This window comes from Catellatospora chokoriensis (assembly GCF_011297315.1).
Taxonomy (GTDB): domain Bacteria; phylum Actinomycetota; class Actinomycetes; order Mycobacteriales; family Micromonosporaceae; genus Catellatospora; species Catellatospora citrea.
On the sequence record NZ_JAAOTI010000001.1, the window covers coordinates 1 to 15,310 of the forward strand.

The 15,310-nt window shown below is 72.2% G+C and carries 14 protein-coding genes; 5 read left to right on the forward strand and 9 right to left on the reverse strand.

Going from position 1 to position 15,310, the window contains the following annotated elements; all coding sequences use genetic code 11:
* From HAV39_RS00005 to HAV39_RS00015, 3 genes are all read right to left on the reverse strand, one after another.
* Positions 1-307, reverse strand: a 307-nt coding sequence (locus HAV39_RS00005; protein ID WP_244958727.1) for an ATP-binding cassette domain-containing protein, incomplete at its 3' end; no start/stop codon positions are given.
* Entirely contained in the window at positions 307-2,970 is a 2,664-nt protein-coding gene (locus HAV39_RS00010; protein ID WP_191837067.1) for an FtsX-like permease family protein, read from the reverse strand. The genes HAV39_RS00005 and HAV39_RS00010, both read right to left, overlap by 1 nt.
* Complete coding sequence (locus HAV39_RS00015) at positions 2,970-6,194, reverse strand: ABC transporter permease (RefSeq protein ID WP_191837068.1); 3,225 nt, start codon at positions 6,192-6,194, stop codon at positions 2,970-2,972. The genes HAV39_RS00010 and HAV39_RS00015 overlap by 1 nt, the downstream gene beginning before the upstream one ends.
* Positions 6,195-6,463: 269 nt before the next feature.
* Between HAV39_RS00015 and HAV39_RS00020 the strand changes: the two genes are divergently transcribed.
* Positions 6,464-7,387, forward strand: coding sequence for a 2-hydroxyacid dehydrogenase (locus HAV39_RS00020; protein WP_191837069.1), 924 nt, complete (start codon positions 6,464-6,466; stop codon positions 7,385-7,387).
* 51 nt (positions 7,388-7,438) lie between these two features.
* On the opposite strand, the gene HAV39_RS00025 is transcribed toward HAV39_RS00020, so the two are convergent.
* On the reverse strand, positions 7,439-8,176 hold the full coding sequence (locus HAV39_RS00025; protein WP_191837502.1) for an SDR family oxidoreductase: 738 nt from the start codon (positions 8,174-8,176) through the stop codon (positions 7,439-7,441).
* Between the two features lie 266 nt (positions 8,177-8,442).
* On the opposite strand from HAV39_RS00025, the gene HAV39_RS00030 reads away from it, so the two are divergent.
* The gene (locus HAV39_RS00030; RefSeq protein ID WP_191837070.1) at positions 8,443-8,898 is read left to right on the forward strand and encodes a cupin domain-containing protein; all 456 of its coding nucleotides are present in this window, start codon (positions 8,443-8,445) and stop codon (positions 8,896-8,898) included.
* Positions 8,899-8,914: 16 nt separating this feature from the next.
* On the opposite strand, the gene HAV39_RS00035 is transcribed toward HAV39_RS00030, so the two are convergent.
* Both HAV39_RS00035 and HAV39_RS00040 read right to left on the reverse strand, forming a co-directional pair.
* Positions 8,915-9,832 (reverse strand): NmrA family NAD(P)-binding protein, encoded by a 918-nt coding sequence (locus HAV39_RS00035; RefSeq protein ID WP_191837071.1) that lies wholly within the window; start codon positions 9,830-9,832, stop codon positions 8,915-8,917.
* A 26-nt stretch (positions 9,833-9,858) separates the two neighbouring features.
* Positions 9,859-10,335, reverse strand: coding sequence for a VOC family protein (locus HAV39_RS00040; RefSeq protein WP_239120928.1), 477 nt, complete (start codon positions 10,333-10,335; stop codon positions 9,859-9,861).
* A gap of 273 nt (positions 10,336-10,608) precedes the next feature.
* Here HAV39_RS00040 and HAV39_RS42430 point away from each other — a divergent pair, with 273 nt between their 5' ends.
* Complete coding sequence (locus HAV39_RS42430; RefSeq protein ID WP_239120927.1) at positions 10,609-11,124, forward strand: hypothetical protein; 516 nt, start codon at positions 10,609-10,611, stop codon at positions 11,122-11,124.
* Between the two features lie 11 nt (positions 11,125-11,135).
* Positions 11,136-11,864 (forward strand): C39 family peptidase, encoded by a 729-nt coding sequence (locus HAV39_RS42435; RefSeq protein ID WP_239120926.1) that lies wholly within the window; start codon positions 11,136-11,138, stop codon positions 11,862-11,864.
* A 57-nt stretch (positions 11,865-11,921) separates the two neighbouring features.
* Here HAV39_RS42435 and HAV39_RS00050 read toward each other — a convergent pair whose 3' ends face one another.
* A complete protein-coding gene (locus HAV39_RS00050) occupies positions 11,922-12,380 on the reverse strand; it encodes a hypothetical protein (protein ID WP_191837073.1) in 459 nt (152 codons plus the stop codon).
* A 172-nt stretch (positions 12,381-12,552) separates the two neighbouring features.
* Here HAV39_RS00050 and HAV39_RS00055 point away from each other — a divergent pair, with 172 nt between their 5' ends.
* Entirely contained in the window at positions 12,553-13,434 is an 882-nt protein-coding gene (locus HAV39_RS00055) for an arginase family protein (RefSeq protein ID WP_191837074.1), read from the forward strand.
* A gap of 57 nt (positions 13,435-13,491) precedes the next feature.
* On the opposite strand, the gene HAV39_RS00060 is transcribed toward HAV39_RS00055, so the two are convergent.
* Positions 13,492-14,238 carry a CYTH domain-containing protein gene (locus HAV39_RS00060; protein WP_191837075.1) on the reverse strand — a complete coding sequence of 249 codons (747 nt, stop codon included), beginning with the start codon at positions 14,236-14,238 and terminating at the stop codon, positions 13,492-13,494.
* 285 nt (positions 14,239-14,523) lie between these two features.
* The gene (locus tag HAV39_RS00065) at positions 14,524-15,294 is read right to left on the reverse strand and encodes an aminotransferase class IV (RefSeq protein ID WP_191837076.1); all 771 of its coding nucleotides are present in this window, start codon (positions 15,292-15,294) and stop codon (positions 14,524-14,526) included.
* Positions 15,295-15,310 lie beyond the last annotated feature (16 nt).

Below are 15,310 nucleotides of genomic sequence, written 5' to 3' on the forward strand. Positions count from 1 at the left end.
CGTAGTCACCCACCCGGGCGATACCCGCCGTCGGCACATCCAGGCCGGACAGGATGTTCAGCAGCGTCGACTTACCCGAACCCGACGCACCCACGATGGCCAGCAACTCACCACGGTCCACCACCAGATCCAGACCCTGCAGCGCGACCACCTCGACACCCTCGGTCTTGTAGATCCGCACCAGCCCGTCACAGACCAAATGCCCGCGCAGCCGATCCGCGCCACCAGCCCGGTCCGCGGCCCGCTGCGCGGCACGCGCCTGCAGCGTGGCCAGATCCGGCGGGGTCATCTCATTCGTCGTCGACATCAGCTCTCTCCCGCGTCGAAGGAACCAAGCCGCAGCACCTCACCGAGGCGCAACCGGCGGTTGAACAGGGTCTCCACCGCAAGCGCGGTCAACATACCCACCAGCACCAGCGCCAGCGAAGCACCGACGACCAGCGGATCGAACGTCACACCCACCGACAACCCGTCGGTGAACTTCGACAGCCCCAGCGCGGGGGCGATCAGATGCGGCACGGCCATGCCCACCACCGCGCCGGTCAGCACCGCGACGGTCACCACCGGCATCAGCTCCACCAGCAGCAGACGGCGGCCCTGACCCCGAGACAGGCCCATCGTCCGCAGCCGCGACAGCACCGTGCCCCGACCCCGCGCCCCGGCCACCACCGCGAACCCGATCGCGAGCAGCGCCAGCAGCACACCGGCGCCGCCGCCGACGGCGTACGCGAAGGTGACCAACGCGTTCAGGCTGGACTCGTCCAGCGCCTTGCGGGCCTGCTCCCAGGTCGTCACCGCGGTCACCGGTCGGTCGTAGGCCTCGGCTCGCACACCCGTTTCGATCCAGCGGCGCTGGCCGGCGTCGCCGACCTCCCACACCCGCTGCGGGTCGGGAGTTCCCGCGATCAGGAACCCGGTCGGGTCCAGTGCCTGCCGGTCCGTGGCCGCTGCCGCCTGCCAGGGCAGCACGACGAAGTTCGTGGCCCCGGCGATCGACGCGAAGGCGTCCACCGTCTGTGCGACCGCGAAGTCGAACCGGCGGCCGCGCACCGTCACCGTGCCGTGGTCGGCGCCCAGTCGTTCCGCCAGGCCGGGTGAGACGACGGCCGGGAGCCTGCCGCCGGCCGGTGCGGCGGTGATCGCCTCGGGCGCGGTCGGCTCGATCCCGGAGGCCGTGACGACCCGCGCGTACGCCGACCCGTCCAGCATCAGCGTGTATATCCCACCGAGCCGCTTGCCGTCGACGCTCAGATCCGCGGCCGACTCCACCGCGTAGGGCGCCACCGCGACGACGCCGGGAACCGCGGCCAGCTCAGCCGTGGTCCCACGGTCGAAGGCGAGGCCGTCGACCTTCACGTCGGCGGCCATCCGCAGATCGGTGGCGCGGTCGCGGCCGGTCTCGATGGTGCCCGCTACGGCCGCGCTGAACACCGCCGTGCTCACGGCCACGACCAGCACCGCCACCGGGCCGACCACCGTGCCCGCGGTCCGGCCCGCCCGGGCCAGGCCGAGGAAACCGACCGCACCACGGCCGCGTACGGACAGCCGGGCCAGGCTCGTCACGATCGGCGGCACCAGCCGCACCGTGGCCACGGCCGCCCCGGCCGCCAGCAGAGAAGGCACCGCGGCGAGGTAGAAGTCCACGCCGTCGGATCCGTTGAGGCCCCGCTGGCGCATCAGCCACACGCCCAGCCCGGCCAGCACCAGCAGGCTCAGCTCGGCGGTGCGCCGCCGCATGCTCACCCGGCCCCCGGCCAGGTCGGCACGACCGGTGGAGAACGACGGATCACGCGCCACGACCATGGCCAGCACCGGCACCGCCAGTGCCGCGAGCACGGTGAACGCGGCCAGGATCGGCCATGTCGCGGCGGGTCGGCCAGGCACGGCGAGGCCGAGCAGCGCCCCGGCGGCCGCCGCGAGCAGGACCGGCAGGGACTGCGGCAGCGTGTACGACCCGATGGTGCGCAACGCGCCGCCGCGTGCCCGCAGGAGCGCGAACTCCGAGCGTCGCCTGCCCACCGCGACCCGGGCCGCGAGCAGCGCGAGCCCGCCCAGGGTGATCAGCGCGCCGACCTGTACCACCGCCAGCAGTGCGGCGACGGAAGCCGCCCGGTCGGCGAACCGGGCCAGCAGCGAGTCGAGGCCGGTCACCAGCGCGAAGCCCGGGTTCTGCCGGTGCGCGACGCTGACCGCTTCGACGACCTGCGGCAGCACACCCATGTCCAGCCGGGTGATGTCGATGCGGTAGCGCCACTCGTACACGAGCGGGGTCCGCTTGGCGAGCCGGTCGAGTCCCGTCTCGTCGCTGAACACCACCGCGCGGAACACCTCGCCGTCGTCGTGGGGCAGATACGCCCGCAGCCCGAGCGGCGTCGGCTCCCAGAACGTGGCGTCCTCGTCGTGTGGCGCGACGATACCGACGATCTTGACCGGGATGTCCGCGTCGCCGTCCGCGCCCGGCCACTGGAACACCTGGCCGACCCGCTGCCGCAGCTTGGTGGCGTTCCACTGGGTCAGCACCACCTCGACAGGCTCCGCCGCGGACCGCCCGGTCTTGGGCAGGCGGCCTTCGACCACGTCGACCTCGTCGGCCAGGCCGCTGCCGGCCCGGAAGCCGAAGAACGCCTTGGCGGGCAGGCCCGTTCCGGTGACCGGGGAGTTCTCCAGCGGTGTGGACATCGACCACCAGGACCGTTCGATCCGATCGCGCAGGACCGGCGCGAACTTCTCCTGGTGGTCGCCCAGCTGCGCCTGTGGTGTCCAGCCACCCGCCCCGGCGGGCTTGGCGCCCCGGAACGTGAGGTCGCGGGAGGCGTAACTCAGCTGCGACAGCTCGTGGTGCAGCGCGGCGTCGGTGAGCCGGTTGGCGGCGCGCGGCGCGCCGATCACCAGCGCCGCCGCCAGCATCGTCAGCACGGCCAGCAGGAGCGTCGGGCCCGCCGTGGCGCGTGCGCGGGAGATCCAGCCCATCACCGGTCAGCTCCGATCCGCAGCTGGGTGGCGGCCAGTCGCCGCCGCGAGGAAGTGGCTACCAGCCCGGCCATCACCAAGGTGATGGCGAGCAGGACGGCGGCCGTGGCGAGCACGGGCGGCCAGTCCGTCGTGGTGAGCGCGGGCGGCACCGGCCGGTCCGCGCTCGGGGTGAGGATCACCAGCGGGCCGGTGGTGCGGGCGACGAGCAGGCCCACCAGCAGGCCGACCGTCACGCCGAGTCCGGCCAGGAACGCCTGCTCGATCATGAGAGCGCGGGCCAGCAGGCCCGGGCTCGCCCCGAGGGTGTTGAGCACGGCGAGTTCCGCGGCTCGCCGGCGGGCGGTCGAGCGCAGGTCGACGGCGATGCCGACCAGCGCGAGGCCGATCGCGCCGAGGGCCGCTATGAACAGTGCCAACCGGCCGCCGACGCCGAACGGATCGTTGCCGGCACGTCGTGCCAGCTCCTGGCGATCGACGACCGCCAGCGTCGGCAGCTGCGCGGCGGCGGCCGCGGCCTCGCCGTGGCGGGCGGGGTCCGTGGCGGCCCACCATTCGGTGACGTTCGGGGCCTGCAGCCCGCCGTGCTGGAGATGCGCGCTGAGGGAGGGCATGTCGAGCAGCAGCGCGGCGGGCTCCCCGCCGCCCGGCAGCGCCCGCAGCGTGCCGGTCACCTGGATCGGCACGGGGTGGGACCACAGCTGGAGGTTCAGGGTCTCGCCGGCCTCGGTGTGCAGCGCGGCGAGCGCCTCGGGGGTCGCCAGCGCCGGTACGGGCTTGACGGCGGCCTGAGGGCGTGTGGTGAAGGCGAAGTTGTCGTACTGCGCGGCGGGTTCGTCCAGCCAGGCGTCGACCCGGACGCCGCTGCCCTGCACCGCGGCCTTGTATCCGGGCTTGCCCGCGGCCAGGCTCCACCGCTCGGTCGAGGCGTCGAGGCTGATCGCGGTCGCCGCGCCGGTGCTGTTCACCGCGGACAGGCCGGACAGTGCCCAGCTGATCCGGGTGAGCAGTGGCAGCTCGGGTCCGTCGACGGTGATGCCGGTCAACCGGATGCCCGGTCCGCCCGGCACCGGCGCGGTGAAGGCGTACCGGCCTTTCGCGGGTGTCAGCGGCACGCTGCGGGTGTCGCCGTGCTCGTCGGTGAGCTGGATCGCCGTGGCCTTGCGTGGGTCGCCGTCCCAGTTGTGGCCGTCGACGGTGATGCGGACGGTGCCGCGTACCGAGGTGGCGCCGGCCGGCAAGGTGACCCCCGCGACGCGGGAGCCGGCCGCGGCCATGCCTGCCAGCAGGGTGGGTGCGTCGCCGACGTCGGCGCGCAGCCGCAGCACGTCGCCCGCCGCGGCGGCGTCCAGCGCCACCACCGATGCGGTGGTGTCGCGTTCGCCCGCCTGCAGGCTGGTGCGCCAGGCCGGAAGGATTTCGGTGACCCCGGGCAGGCCGGCGACCTGGGCGCTTCGCTGCGCTGGGATGACGGGACTCGTCTCGGTCAGGCGCAGATCGGCTCCGGCGGTGTGGTCGGCCTGGTCGACCTGCGACTGCCGGGCCGTCGCGGCCAGGGTCCAGGCCAGCGTGCTGACCGCGACGCTGAGTGCCAGCAGCAGGACCGGTCCGGCGCTCGGGCGGCGTCCGGCCTGCCAGACGCCCAGCTGGGCGGCGAACCACCCGGTCCGGTCCACGGCCCGTTCGAGCAGCCTGGTCAGCAGCGGGAACGTCCGCAGCGCGACGACGGCGCCGGCCAGCACACCCAGCGGTGCGGCGGCGGCCAGCAGGGGGTCGACGCCGAGGCGGCCGCCGACGCCCGACAGCGGCGAGTCGTAGTGGCGCAACTGGTACCAGGCCAGCACGGCGAAACCGACGAGTGCCAGGTCAAGGCCGGTGCGCTGGGCGACGGCCACCCGGCCGGGACGCGACCGGGTGGCCAGGTCGGCCACGTACGTGCCGCCACCGCGCAGCGCAGGCAGCAGCATGGCCAGTACGCAGCCCAGCCCGGCGGCTGCCGCGACGGTGACCGTGGTGGACGTGATCCCGGACGTGAGGTTCAGGTGGACGGCGCTGAGCATCGGCAACCGACCGGCGAGCTTCAGCAGCGGGGCGGTCAGCACCGGCGCGATGACGGCGGCGGGCGCGGCGACCAGCAGGGCCTCGCGGGTGGCCAGGCCGGCCAGCTGTGCGCGGGAGGCGCCGCGGGCACGGAGCAGGGCGGTCTCCTGGCGGCGGCCCTCGGTCAGCATCGCGGCGAGCAGCAGCAGTGCGTAGCCGCCGAGGATCGCGATGAGCAGCAGCGGGGTGAGCAGGTCCGAGCGGCCGACGAGGCTGGCCTGCCGGATCCGGTCGACGAGCCGGTCCATCTGGGTGGACACCTGGCCGCTGCTGCCATACCCGAGCTGGGTAGGGACATCGGCCAGGTGCCGGACCGTCTCGCGGGCGGCGGCGAGGGTGGCCGGCTCCGCCCCGGACAGGTTCGGGGTCACCACCCAGCCGTTGCTGCCCAGTTCCGCCCACCCGTCGAAGAAGTCCTCCCGGGTGAGCACCAGCGGCCCGTAGGTGTTGCGGCCGGCCTCGGCACCCTGGGCCGTCTCGGGCGCGAGCAGCCAGTACGGGTCGGCGCCGGCGGTGGCGGCGAAGACGCCGGAGACGACGACCTGCTCGGTGTGCTTGGAGACACCGTTGGCGAGGGGAACCACCGATCCGGTGCGCAGGCCGAGGGTCTGCGCGGCGGCCTCACCGACCACGACCTGCCGCGGGTGCGCACCGGGCACCGCCCAGCTGCCGGAGACGAGGCGGGCGTGGTCGGCCAGCTCGTCCAGGAACATGACCCGCGCGTAGACCGCGCCGTAGCCGTCGCGGGCGGCTTTGCCGGTGTCGCCGGCGAACCGGGTGCCGGTCGCGTAGCCCGCGGCGATCACCTCGGGTCCGGCGTCGCCGAACCGGGTGGCGAATGTCTGCCGCACTTTGGCGTCGGTGGCGCTCCACTGCCCGGCCAGGTCGCCCTTGCCGCCGGTGCCGATGGACCAGCCGCCGCTGCCGGCCGGGCGGGACGGGAAGCGCACCTGCACCGCGCGTTCCTCCGCCGGCGCCGCCGCGACGGCTGCCCGCCCGCCTGCCGCGATCACCGCACCGCTGTACGCGGCCAGCGCGGTCAGCAGCGTGGTCGAGATCAGTACAGCAGCGGCGACAGCGGTGAGCAGCCCTCGGGCGCTGTTGGCACGCCGGCGTCCAAGCACGGCACCTCCCTTGTGGTTCGGATCTCAACCACCTGAGAGAGGTTCACTGCCCTATCGGTTGCTATTCATGGCCTTCGCCACAAATGTCCTCGGAGTAACGGATGAGCAGCACCGATGTGATATCCGCGCGCGCCCATGATCGGATAGCAGTCTGACCATCCGGTGACATCCAGGCAAACATCTGGTCGTACTGCGGGCGGCGATCGTCCCTACCGCGGATCCGGGCCGAAACCGCGCTCACGGGTCGGTGCGGCACTTACCTTGGGTTGATGCGGTTATGGATCGCCGGCGAGCAGGGACGGGATTTGATGGGTCCGGTCCCTGACGGCGTCGAGGTGCAGGTGCTGCCGGCGTGGGACGCCCCGATGCCCGGGGACCCGGCCACGGTGGAGTTCTGGGTTCCGCCGCTGCTCGGCGGGGCAGACACGGTGGCGCTCACGCGACATATGCCCGGCCTGCGGGTGGTGCAGCTGTTGAGTGCCGGCGCGGATGCCTGGGTGGGACAGCTGGCCAGCGGCGTGACGCTGTGTGACGCGCGGGGTGTGCACGATGTCGACGTCGCGGAGTGGGTGGTGGCGGCGGTCCTGTCCAGCCTCCGGCGGCTGGACTACCTCGCCCGCGCCCAGCACGAGCACCGTTTCGCCCACGCCGACGTGGGCGACGCCGACGAACTGTCCGGAAAGCATGTGATCATCGTGGGTGCGGGCTCGATCGGCCAGGCCACGGCGGTCCGGCTGGCGCCGTTCGGGGTGCGGCTGACGTATGTCGCGCACACCGCGCACGACGGCATGCACAGCGTGGACGATCTTCCTCAGCTCCTGCCCCAGGCCGACATCGTGGTGTTGCTGCTGCCGCTGACCGCGCAGACGCGGGGCATGGTGAACACGGCCTTCCTGGCGGCGATGGCAGACGGGGCGCTGCTCGTCAACGCCGCACGGGGCCCGGTCGCGGACACCGATGCGCTGGTCAAGGAGTTGTCGACCGGCCGGATCCGGGCGGCGTTGGACGTCACCGACCCCGAACCCCTGCCGGCCGACCATCCGCTGTGGGACATGCCCAATGTCCTGTACACACCGCATATCGGCGGCGGCACGCGCGGCGTCCTGCCGCGGGCGTACCGCCTGGTGGCCGACCAGGTGCGCCGCTACGCGGCCGGACAGCCCCTGATCAACAAGGTCGAGGGCGGTTACTGAACACCCCGTCACGCGCCGCGACGACCCGCATGCCGCCTGGCTCCCAGCGGATCAGATCATGCGAAGCGCACCCCCGTCGATGGGCAGCATCACTCCCGTCAGGTAGCCGGCAGCCGGGGAGAGCAGGAACACGGCCGCCCTGGCGAACTCGTCCGGCTGACCGTAGCGGCCCAGGGCGTTGTCCGGCGGTTTGCCGCCGGTGAGGGAGGCGAGTTGCTTCTGGCGGTCGGTGGCGATGTAGGCGGGCATGAGCCCGTTCACCCGGATCGCCTTGGCGCCCAGTTCGTCGGTGAGCGTCTTCGCGAGCATGGCGAGTCCCGGACGCAGGCCGTTGGAGACGGCCAGGCCGGGAATCGGCTCGCGGACCGACGACGACAGGACGAAGGTGATCGAGCCCGCGGCGGTGAAGGCTCCGACCGCCGCCCTCGCGATGCGCAGCGCGCCCAGGAACGTCGACTCGAAGGCGTCCCGCCACACCTGGTCGGCGACGTCCATGGCGGTGCCGACGGGCGGGCCGCCCACGCTGATCATCGCGCCGTCCAACCGGCCGAAACGCTCCAGCGCCGCACCGACGACCCGGCCGGGGGTGGTCGGGTCGGCGTTGTCGGCGACCACACCGACCGCGTGGGAATCGCCGCCCAGATCGTGGGCCGCCTTCGCCACGGACTCGCCGAGCCCGGTGATCACCACCTTGGCGCCTTCCGCAGTGAGCACCTGAGCGACGGCCCGCCCAAGCCCGCTGCTGCCGCCGGTCACCAGATACACGTGGTCGTTGAGCCCGAGGTCCACGATGCGTGCCCCCATTCGGTCGGCGGCGGTCGCCGTCGAGCGGTGTTCGACGGCTGCGGGCTCGCCTCGTCGCCCGGTCCGGCAGACCGAGCCACCCCCGGCGGGGCGACCGGCCGGCCATTGCCCCACCCTAACCACGGAGCGGGCGAACGTAGGACAATTCCAGTGGGCCGGCGGGCACCACGACGGGTCGTCACCGCTTGCGTCCACCGGCCCGGCGAAGGGTAGTCGATCAATCGAGCACCGAGGGCTGAGGGGGATCAGTCATGATCGGGATGCGAGTGTCCGGAGCAGTCCTGGCCGCAGGCATGGCGGCGGGGGCAGTCGGCTGGACGGCCACGGCGCCACCTCCGGCGGACCGGCCGGCGGTCTCCGTGACCTGGCAGGAACCGCCGGAGGAGACGGTGTCGGTCCTGCTGGAACAGGCACTTCCGAATGTGCCGGGCAAGACGTTCACCTCGGCGATCGTGGACTTCCCGCCCGGCTCCCGCGCGGTCCCGCATCGGCACGGTCAGGCGTTCGTGTACGCGTACGTCCTCGACGGCACGGTGCGCAGCCAGCTCGAAGGCCAGCCGGTGCAGACGTACACGGCGGGCCAGAACTGGGTCGAGCCACCGGGCGCCCACCATGTGCTGACTGAGAACACCAGCAGCTCTGAACCAGCGAAGCTGCTGGTCGTGTTCATCGCCAACACCGGCGACCCGATCAGGGTCGTGGACTGAGGGCCAGGCGGTCGGCTCACTCCTGTCCCGGATCGGGCAGGAAACTCTGACGGTTGCGTTCCAGAAAGTCCTCAAGGGTGACGGCGGGACGTCCGGTCAACCGCCGGACGTCGTCCGTCACCAGGTGGGTGCTGCGGCGGCGCAGCTCCACACTCTGCGCGGACAGGTGCCCGGCGGCGGTGGGGTTGGGCCGCCCCGCGGCCGCGAGATTCGTGATCAGCTCGTCGCGCCATTCCTCCGGGGTGAGCGCCTGATAGCGCACGGGACGGCCGGTGGTCTTGCTGATGGCCTCGGCGATGGCGGCGTGCCCGGCGCGCTCGGCCGCGCCGACGACGGTGGTGCGGTCGATGACCAGTCCCGGATCGGCCAGCAGCGCCGCGGCCATCGCTCCGACGTCCGAGCTGGCGATCCAGGAAGGTTCGAAATCGCCGAAGGAGTTGCGGATCTGGCCGAAGGCACGGACCTGGTGCCCGTACAGGGTGAGCAGGTTCTCCATGAAGAACGCGGCGACCCGCAGATGAGTGCCGCCGTATCCGGCCCACTCGAAGATCTGCTCGGCGACCCACTGGGCACGTCCCTGTGGGCTGGGGCTTTCGGGGAAGGCGGCGTCCAGGGACAGGTCGACGATGCGTTGCAGACCCTGCTTGCGCCCCGCGGCCGCGAAGAACCCGGCGGCTTCGGCGAGACCGGCACCGACGGGATGGCAGAAGTACGCAGCCTCGATGCCGTCCAGCGCTGCGACGAGGCTGGTGTAGTCGGCGAAGTCGGCGACGACGACCTCGATGCCCATGCCGCGCAGTTCCTCGGACCGCTCATCGAGCCGGCGAGCCATCGCCCTGACGGGCAGCCCCCTGCTGAGCAGTTCGGCGGCGACGTGGCGGCCGGTGCCCCCGATCCGGCCGGTCGCCCCGGTCACCAGAATCGGTGCTGCCATGAAGCCGCCTCCTTACTGCTTCACGCTCACCAGGACCGGCCCGGTGCCCGCTCCTTCACCTCCTGAAGCACCCAGCCGTTGCCGTCGGGATCGGTGAAGGTGGCATAGGAGCCGTAGGCGGCCCGGTCCGGATGCGGCCCCTCCCGCTTCGCGGAGGCGTCGGCCGGGTAGGTGAACTCACCCTTGTCGTCGTGGCCGTGCACGAAGACTCCCGCGGAATCGTGGAAGACCTCGCTGACATCGATCCCGCGGCCGACGAGGTCGGCGCGCGCCTGTTCGACGTCGGGGACGATGAGGTACAGGCCCTGGGTGGACCCCGGAGCCGCGGTGGTGATCCCCGTGCCGAACATGATCGAGCCCTCGGATCCAGGCGGCGTGAGGTGCACCGCGCGCCAGTTCTCGCCGACGGCATTGTCGACGTCCAGCCGGAATCCGGCCGCCACGTAGAAGTCCTTGGCTCGGTCCACGTCGGATACCGGCAGCATGATCAACTCAAGTTTCATGTCCACGAACGTGCCCCCTTACCTGACCCGACAACATTCGAGGGCGGGCGGCCGGCCGGCTCGCAGCAAGGTGTCGAGTTCACCAGCCTGCAACAGACGCACCCATGACATCATATCTCCCGCTTATGTCAACGCTCGTTGAAAGACCCAGGTCATAGCGGGAGTACCGGGTAGCGGCACGGGATCGCCGTCGACGACGGACCGATCGGGCATTGTGAAGAATACCTTCGCCGAGGGAATCTCTATTGAAGCTTCCCATCGCGAGGAGAGTTCATGGAACGCAGAGCAGTCCTCCGGTCGACACTGGCGGCGGGTGCCGCCATCAGCACGGCGGGCCTAACCGGCCCGGCGTGGGCCGCGAAGCCCCCGCCGCCGCCCGGACCGCGCCACATGGCCTACCGAGGCTGGACATCGGACGCGGAGTTCGGCACGGGCACCCACCTCGGCACCGCGACGTCCGGCGACGCCATGCGCATCACGTCCGCGGCCGGCCAGTTCACCTATCTCGGATCGAGCTACGACTACGCGAGCTGGACGTCGCCGATGGTCACCACCGGATTCCCGGCCACCGAGGCGATCGCGTCCTGGACCGCTGACACGCCGGGCGCCACGTGGGTGCAGGTGGAGCTGCGGGGCGTGACCGCCGCGGGCAACACCACGGCCTGGAAGATCATGGGCCGGTGGGCCGCCGACGATGCCGTCGTGCAGCGCACGTCCGTGCCAGGCCAGACCGACGCGACGGCGGCATCGCGATCGACACCTGGACCGCGGCCGCGGGGCGGGAACTGACCAGCTGGCAGGTGCGGGCAACCCTGTACCGGCCGGCCGGCGGCTCGCTCACACCCGTGGTGCGCAGCCTCGGCGCGGTCGCCTCCGCCGTGTCCGGGGCCGGCACTGCGACGGCCCCGATCGAGGCGCAGGGCATCACGCTCAACGTGCCGCAGTACTCGCAGAACATCCACACGGGGCAGTACCCGCAGTACAACGGAGGCGGCGAGGCGTGGTGCAGCCCGACCTCGACGTCGATGGTGGTCGCGTTCTGGGGCACCGGCCCCACTCCCGCCGACTACGCGTGGGTCGATCCGAGCTACGCCGATCCGTGGGTCGACCACGCCGCCCGCCACACCTACGACCTGAACTACCGTGGCACCGGCAACTGGCCCTTCAACACGGCGTACGCGGGCCGGTTCGGTCTGGACGGCTTCGTCACGCGGCTGCGCTCGCTCAACGAGGCGGAGAAGTTCATCGCCGCGGGCATCCCGCTGGTCTTCTCGCTGTCGTTCGGCAAGAACGAGATTCCGGGCCTGTCCTACTCGACCAACGGGCACCTGCTGGTGCTGGTCGGCTTCTCCGCGACCGGTCAGCCGGTGCTGAACGATCCCGCCGCGTCGACCGACGCGGCCGTACGCAAGACCGCCGGGCGCGCCGCGTTCGAGGCGGCATGGCTGAAGACCAGCGGCGGCCTCGTGTACGTGATCAAGCAACCGGGCGTGGCCCTCCCACCTGCCCCGGCCCAGGCCAATTGGTGATCAGCCGCGGCATCGGCCTCAGCCGGATTCCGGTCGAGGCCGGTGCCGCGCCACGTGTCAGTGGGACTGGCGGCGGTGCGTGTCGAGCTGTTCCACCAGCGCGACCAGCTTCTCGAACGGCAGCCTGACCACCGGACTGAACAGATTCCGGCTGACGCCGACGCTCGTGGCGACCTGGGTGCCGTCCAGCAACTCCAGGTGGAGCAGCCGCTTGCCGGCCCGGCCGGGCAGCGGACGGATGGTGAACTCGCGTACCCGGCTCAGCGCGACGACCGTGCGGCCCAGGCCGAACCGCAGGACCAACTGGTCACCCACCAGGTAGATGCCCTGGCGCAGGCCGCCGTAGGCGGCGGTGAGCAGGACGACCAGCGGGATCAGCATGGGATCGGTGTATCGGCCGTCGACGAACGCCTCCACGACCAGCGTCGCGCAGACCACGATCCCGACGAGGTAGAGCGGGCCGAGGGCGGGCAGCGCGGTGAGGCGCTTCGAGCGGCGTGGGGCGACTGACGGCACGGCCGCATTCTGCCCAGTCACCGGCCCACCCGTCTGCCCCACTTTCGGTCGATCATTCACGCGGTGACACGGACCTGTCGAAGACCCGGTGACCAGGGCGGCCGGGGCGTGGCGGCTCGCGCCGGCCGGCTGGGGCGGGGAGGATGGGCCGATGCCGCGGGATCTTGTCGTAGTGGGCGCGCCGACCAGTGCGGGCAGTTACGCACCTGGGCAGGAGACGGCAGCGCGCGTCCTGCGCGAGCTCGGCCTCATCGATCAGCTGCGGGCGGCAGGTCGCCAGGTCCATGACGCCGGCGACGGGCCGGTGCAGGTCTGGTCCCCGGACCGGCGCCACCCGTACGCCCAGAACCTCGCCGCGGTGGTGGCAGCCGTCGTCGCCGTCGCCGATCAGGTGGCGGCGGCGTTGGCGTCGGACGCGGACGTGCTGGTCCTCGGCGGCAACTGCACGGTCGCCCTCGGCGTGATGAGCGCGCTGACGGCGCACGACCCAGACGCCGGCCTGCTCTACATCGACCGGCACTTCGATCTCAATACGCCGCAGAGCACCACCGACGGGGCGCTGGACTGGATGGGCCTCGCGCACGCGCTGGACCTGCCGGGTGCGGCAGAGCCGCTGGTGTCGGCCCTGGGACGGCGGCCGCTGCTCACCACCGCTCAACTCTATTTCCTCGGCGTCGAGTTCGCGGCCGCGACCTCATGGGAACGGGACCAGGTCGAACGACTGGGCCTGCCGTGGTGCGCGAGCGCCGCGCTGGCCGCGGCGCCGTCGGCGCAGGCGATGCGGGCGCTCGACATGCTTCCGCGCGCCGCCATGGCGGTGCACCTGGATGTCGACGTCCTGGACTTCACGGACGCACCGCTGGCCGAAAGCACAGACGGCCGCAACAGCGGGCCGTCGCTGGACAGGCTCAGCGCGGCACTGCGCGCCGCCTGCCGCGATCAGCGCTTCCGCGTGCTCTCGATCGGCGAGTTGAACCCGACCCGAGCCGCGGGGCACCCGGATGTACTCAGCCGGTTCATCGGTTGCCTCCGCAACGCGCTTCGGCCGGGGTAGCCCGCACCGCCCTGCCCTTCGGCGTCACCGCGGATCACCCCCGGTGCCCCGTCCAGGTCAGCCGTACGCCGGCCGCGGAGCCGACGAGCGCAGGGCCGTCTGCGACTTCGTGTGCCGGAACAGCCTCGGGATCACCCGGTGCAGGTCCAGGAAGGACGACCAGCGGGCCACCGCGAGCGCCGCGTCCGCCGCGGCGACCTTGCTCGACAGCTCCAGCACCGGCTCGGCCGGGAACTCCCACAACTGCACCGCCAGCGGGTGCTGCCAGCCGCGAGCAGCCCCGGCCAGCCGCCGCACGCGCACGGGGCCGAACAGCGACAGCCCGTCCAGGGCCGCACCGTGCGGCGCGTAGGCCTGGAACAGTCGCCGCTGCCGCGGCGTGAACAGCGCGCCCGGCGGCGTGCGTCCCGCCGCCGCCGCGGCCACCGTCGCACCGGCGAGCCGGGTCTTCAGGGACGCCGAGCAGACGAACCGGTCGGGACACATGTCCAGCTCCACGTGGAAGCCCTTCCGGCGGCGCAACTCGGGGTCCAACGCGGCCGGGTCGGCCGGACGTATGCGCACCGTCGCGTCGGCTCCGGCCTCACCGGTCTGGCGGATCCGCATGATCACGCCGGCCGCCTCCAACGCCAGGCCCGGAGTGTCGAGGTAGTAGACGTATCTGGTCAGCGCATCGGCGATGTCGAACCCCAGGGATCGAGCCGCCCGGCGGCCCTCCGCCTCGGTCAGCACCGCCTTCAACTCGACCGTGTCGCAGGCGTCGAGGAACGCGGGGACGTCCGGGACGGCGTATCGCGCGCTCATGCGCTGTCCGATTTCAGTGGCCACGTGTGATCGCAACGAGCACACGCCGATCCCGGTTACCGCCCCGTCGGCTGCCCGTCACCTGTGCGAGCGCGTTCGACCGGGGGCTGCCGGCTCGGCGGGACGGAAGGGGGGTCGCCAGGTGTCCGTACACGTGGGATGCAGTATCTGTCCGTGCCTCCGGTACCATGCCGGATCAAGGGATCCGTGGGTCGCCAGGCGGTGCCTCCGGCCGAGGTTCTCCCTCACCTGTTCAACGTCGGCCCGCCGCCAGGCCATGGTCGCTCAGATCGGATCCCACGGCGCGGAGTCGTGGGCGCGCGCGATCGCATCGGTCATCCCGGCAGGCACCGGCACCGGCGTGTCGTCGACACGGTCCACGGGCGCCCACCCGCGCGAGTTGCACAGGAACATCCCGTCGTACTCGGCCAGATCCGCGAGGCGGACCGACGCCCGGCCCTGCGTCACGCCGTGCGCCGCGAACGCGCGACGCAGCACGAGCATGGTGATGCCGGGCAGTGCGGGCGCGTCCGGCCAGACGATCGTGCCGGCACGCCAGAAGCCGACGTTGGTGATCGCGCCCTCGGCGATGGTCGCGTCGGCGCTCACCAGCAGTGCCTCATCGAACCCGGCCGCGAGCGCCCGGTCGAGGAAGTAGCCCTGGGCCGCCCCGCTGCCAGGATGCTTGAGGCCCGCGAGGGGACGCTGGAAGTGCTGGGAGCCCATCGCGTGCGGCCGTGACGGCATCTGTTCGGGCCGGCGCACCGTCACGATGAGCCCGTTCCAGTAGCCGTAGACGCGCAGCGACGCGTCCGGGATGCCGTCCAGCGCGTGCCGGACACGGTCGCGGATCTGCTCGGCGTCGATCTCGCGGTCGTACATCGTGCGGTGGGCCGCTTGCAGCCGGGCGAGATGCAGGTCCAGCCCTCGGGTCCGGCCTTCGCGCACCTGCATAGCGGTGAAGCGGCCCCAGGCGTGGTGCTCGAGCAGCGCCAGGGCCGCCGCGTCGGCGGCTCGCCCGTCGATCTCGACGCGCCACAGCTCCTGTTCGGTCACCCGCCGAATGTACGCG

What these genes read in the sequence shown, in the direction of transcription:
- HAV39_RS00020 (WP_191837069.1), top strand. Translation starts at nt 6,464, where the DNA reads ATGCGGTTATGGATCGCCGGCGAGCAGGGACGGGATTTGATGGGTCCG.
- HAV39_RS00060 (WP_191837075.1), bottom strand. Translation starts at nt 14,238, where the DNA reads ATGAGCGCGCGATACGCCGTCCCGGACGTCCCCGCGTTCCTCGACGCC.
- HAV39_RS00040 (WP_239120928.1), bottom strand. Translation starts at nt 10,335, where the DNA reads ATGAAACTTGAGTTGATCATGCTGCCGGTATCCGACGTGGACCGAGCC.
- HAV39_RS00035 (WP_191837071.1), bottom strand. Translation starts at nt 9,832, where the DNA reads ATGGCAGCACCGATTCTGGTGACCGGGGCGACCGGCCGGATCGGGGGC.
- HAV39_RS00010 (WP_191837067.1), bottom strand. Translation starts at nt 2,970, where the DNA reads ATGGGCTGGATCTCCCGCGCACGCGCCACGGCGGGCCCGACGCTCCTG.
- HAV39_RS42430 (WP_239120927.1), top strand. Translation starts at nt 10,609, where the DNA reads ATGGAACGCAGAGCAGTCCTCCGGTCGACACTGGCGGCGGGTGCCGCC.
- HAV39_RS00030 (WP_191837070.1), top strand. Translation starts at nt 8,443, where the DNA reads ATGATCGGGATGCGAGTGTCCGGAGCAGTCCTGGCCGCAGGCATGGCG.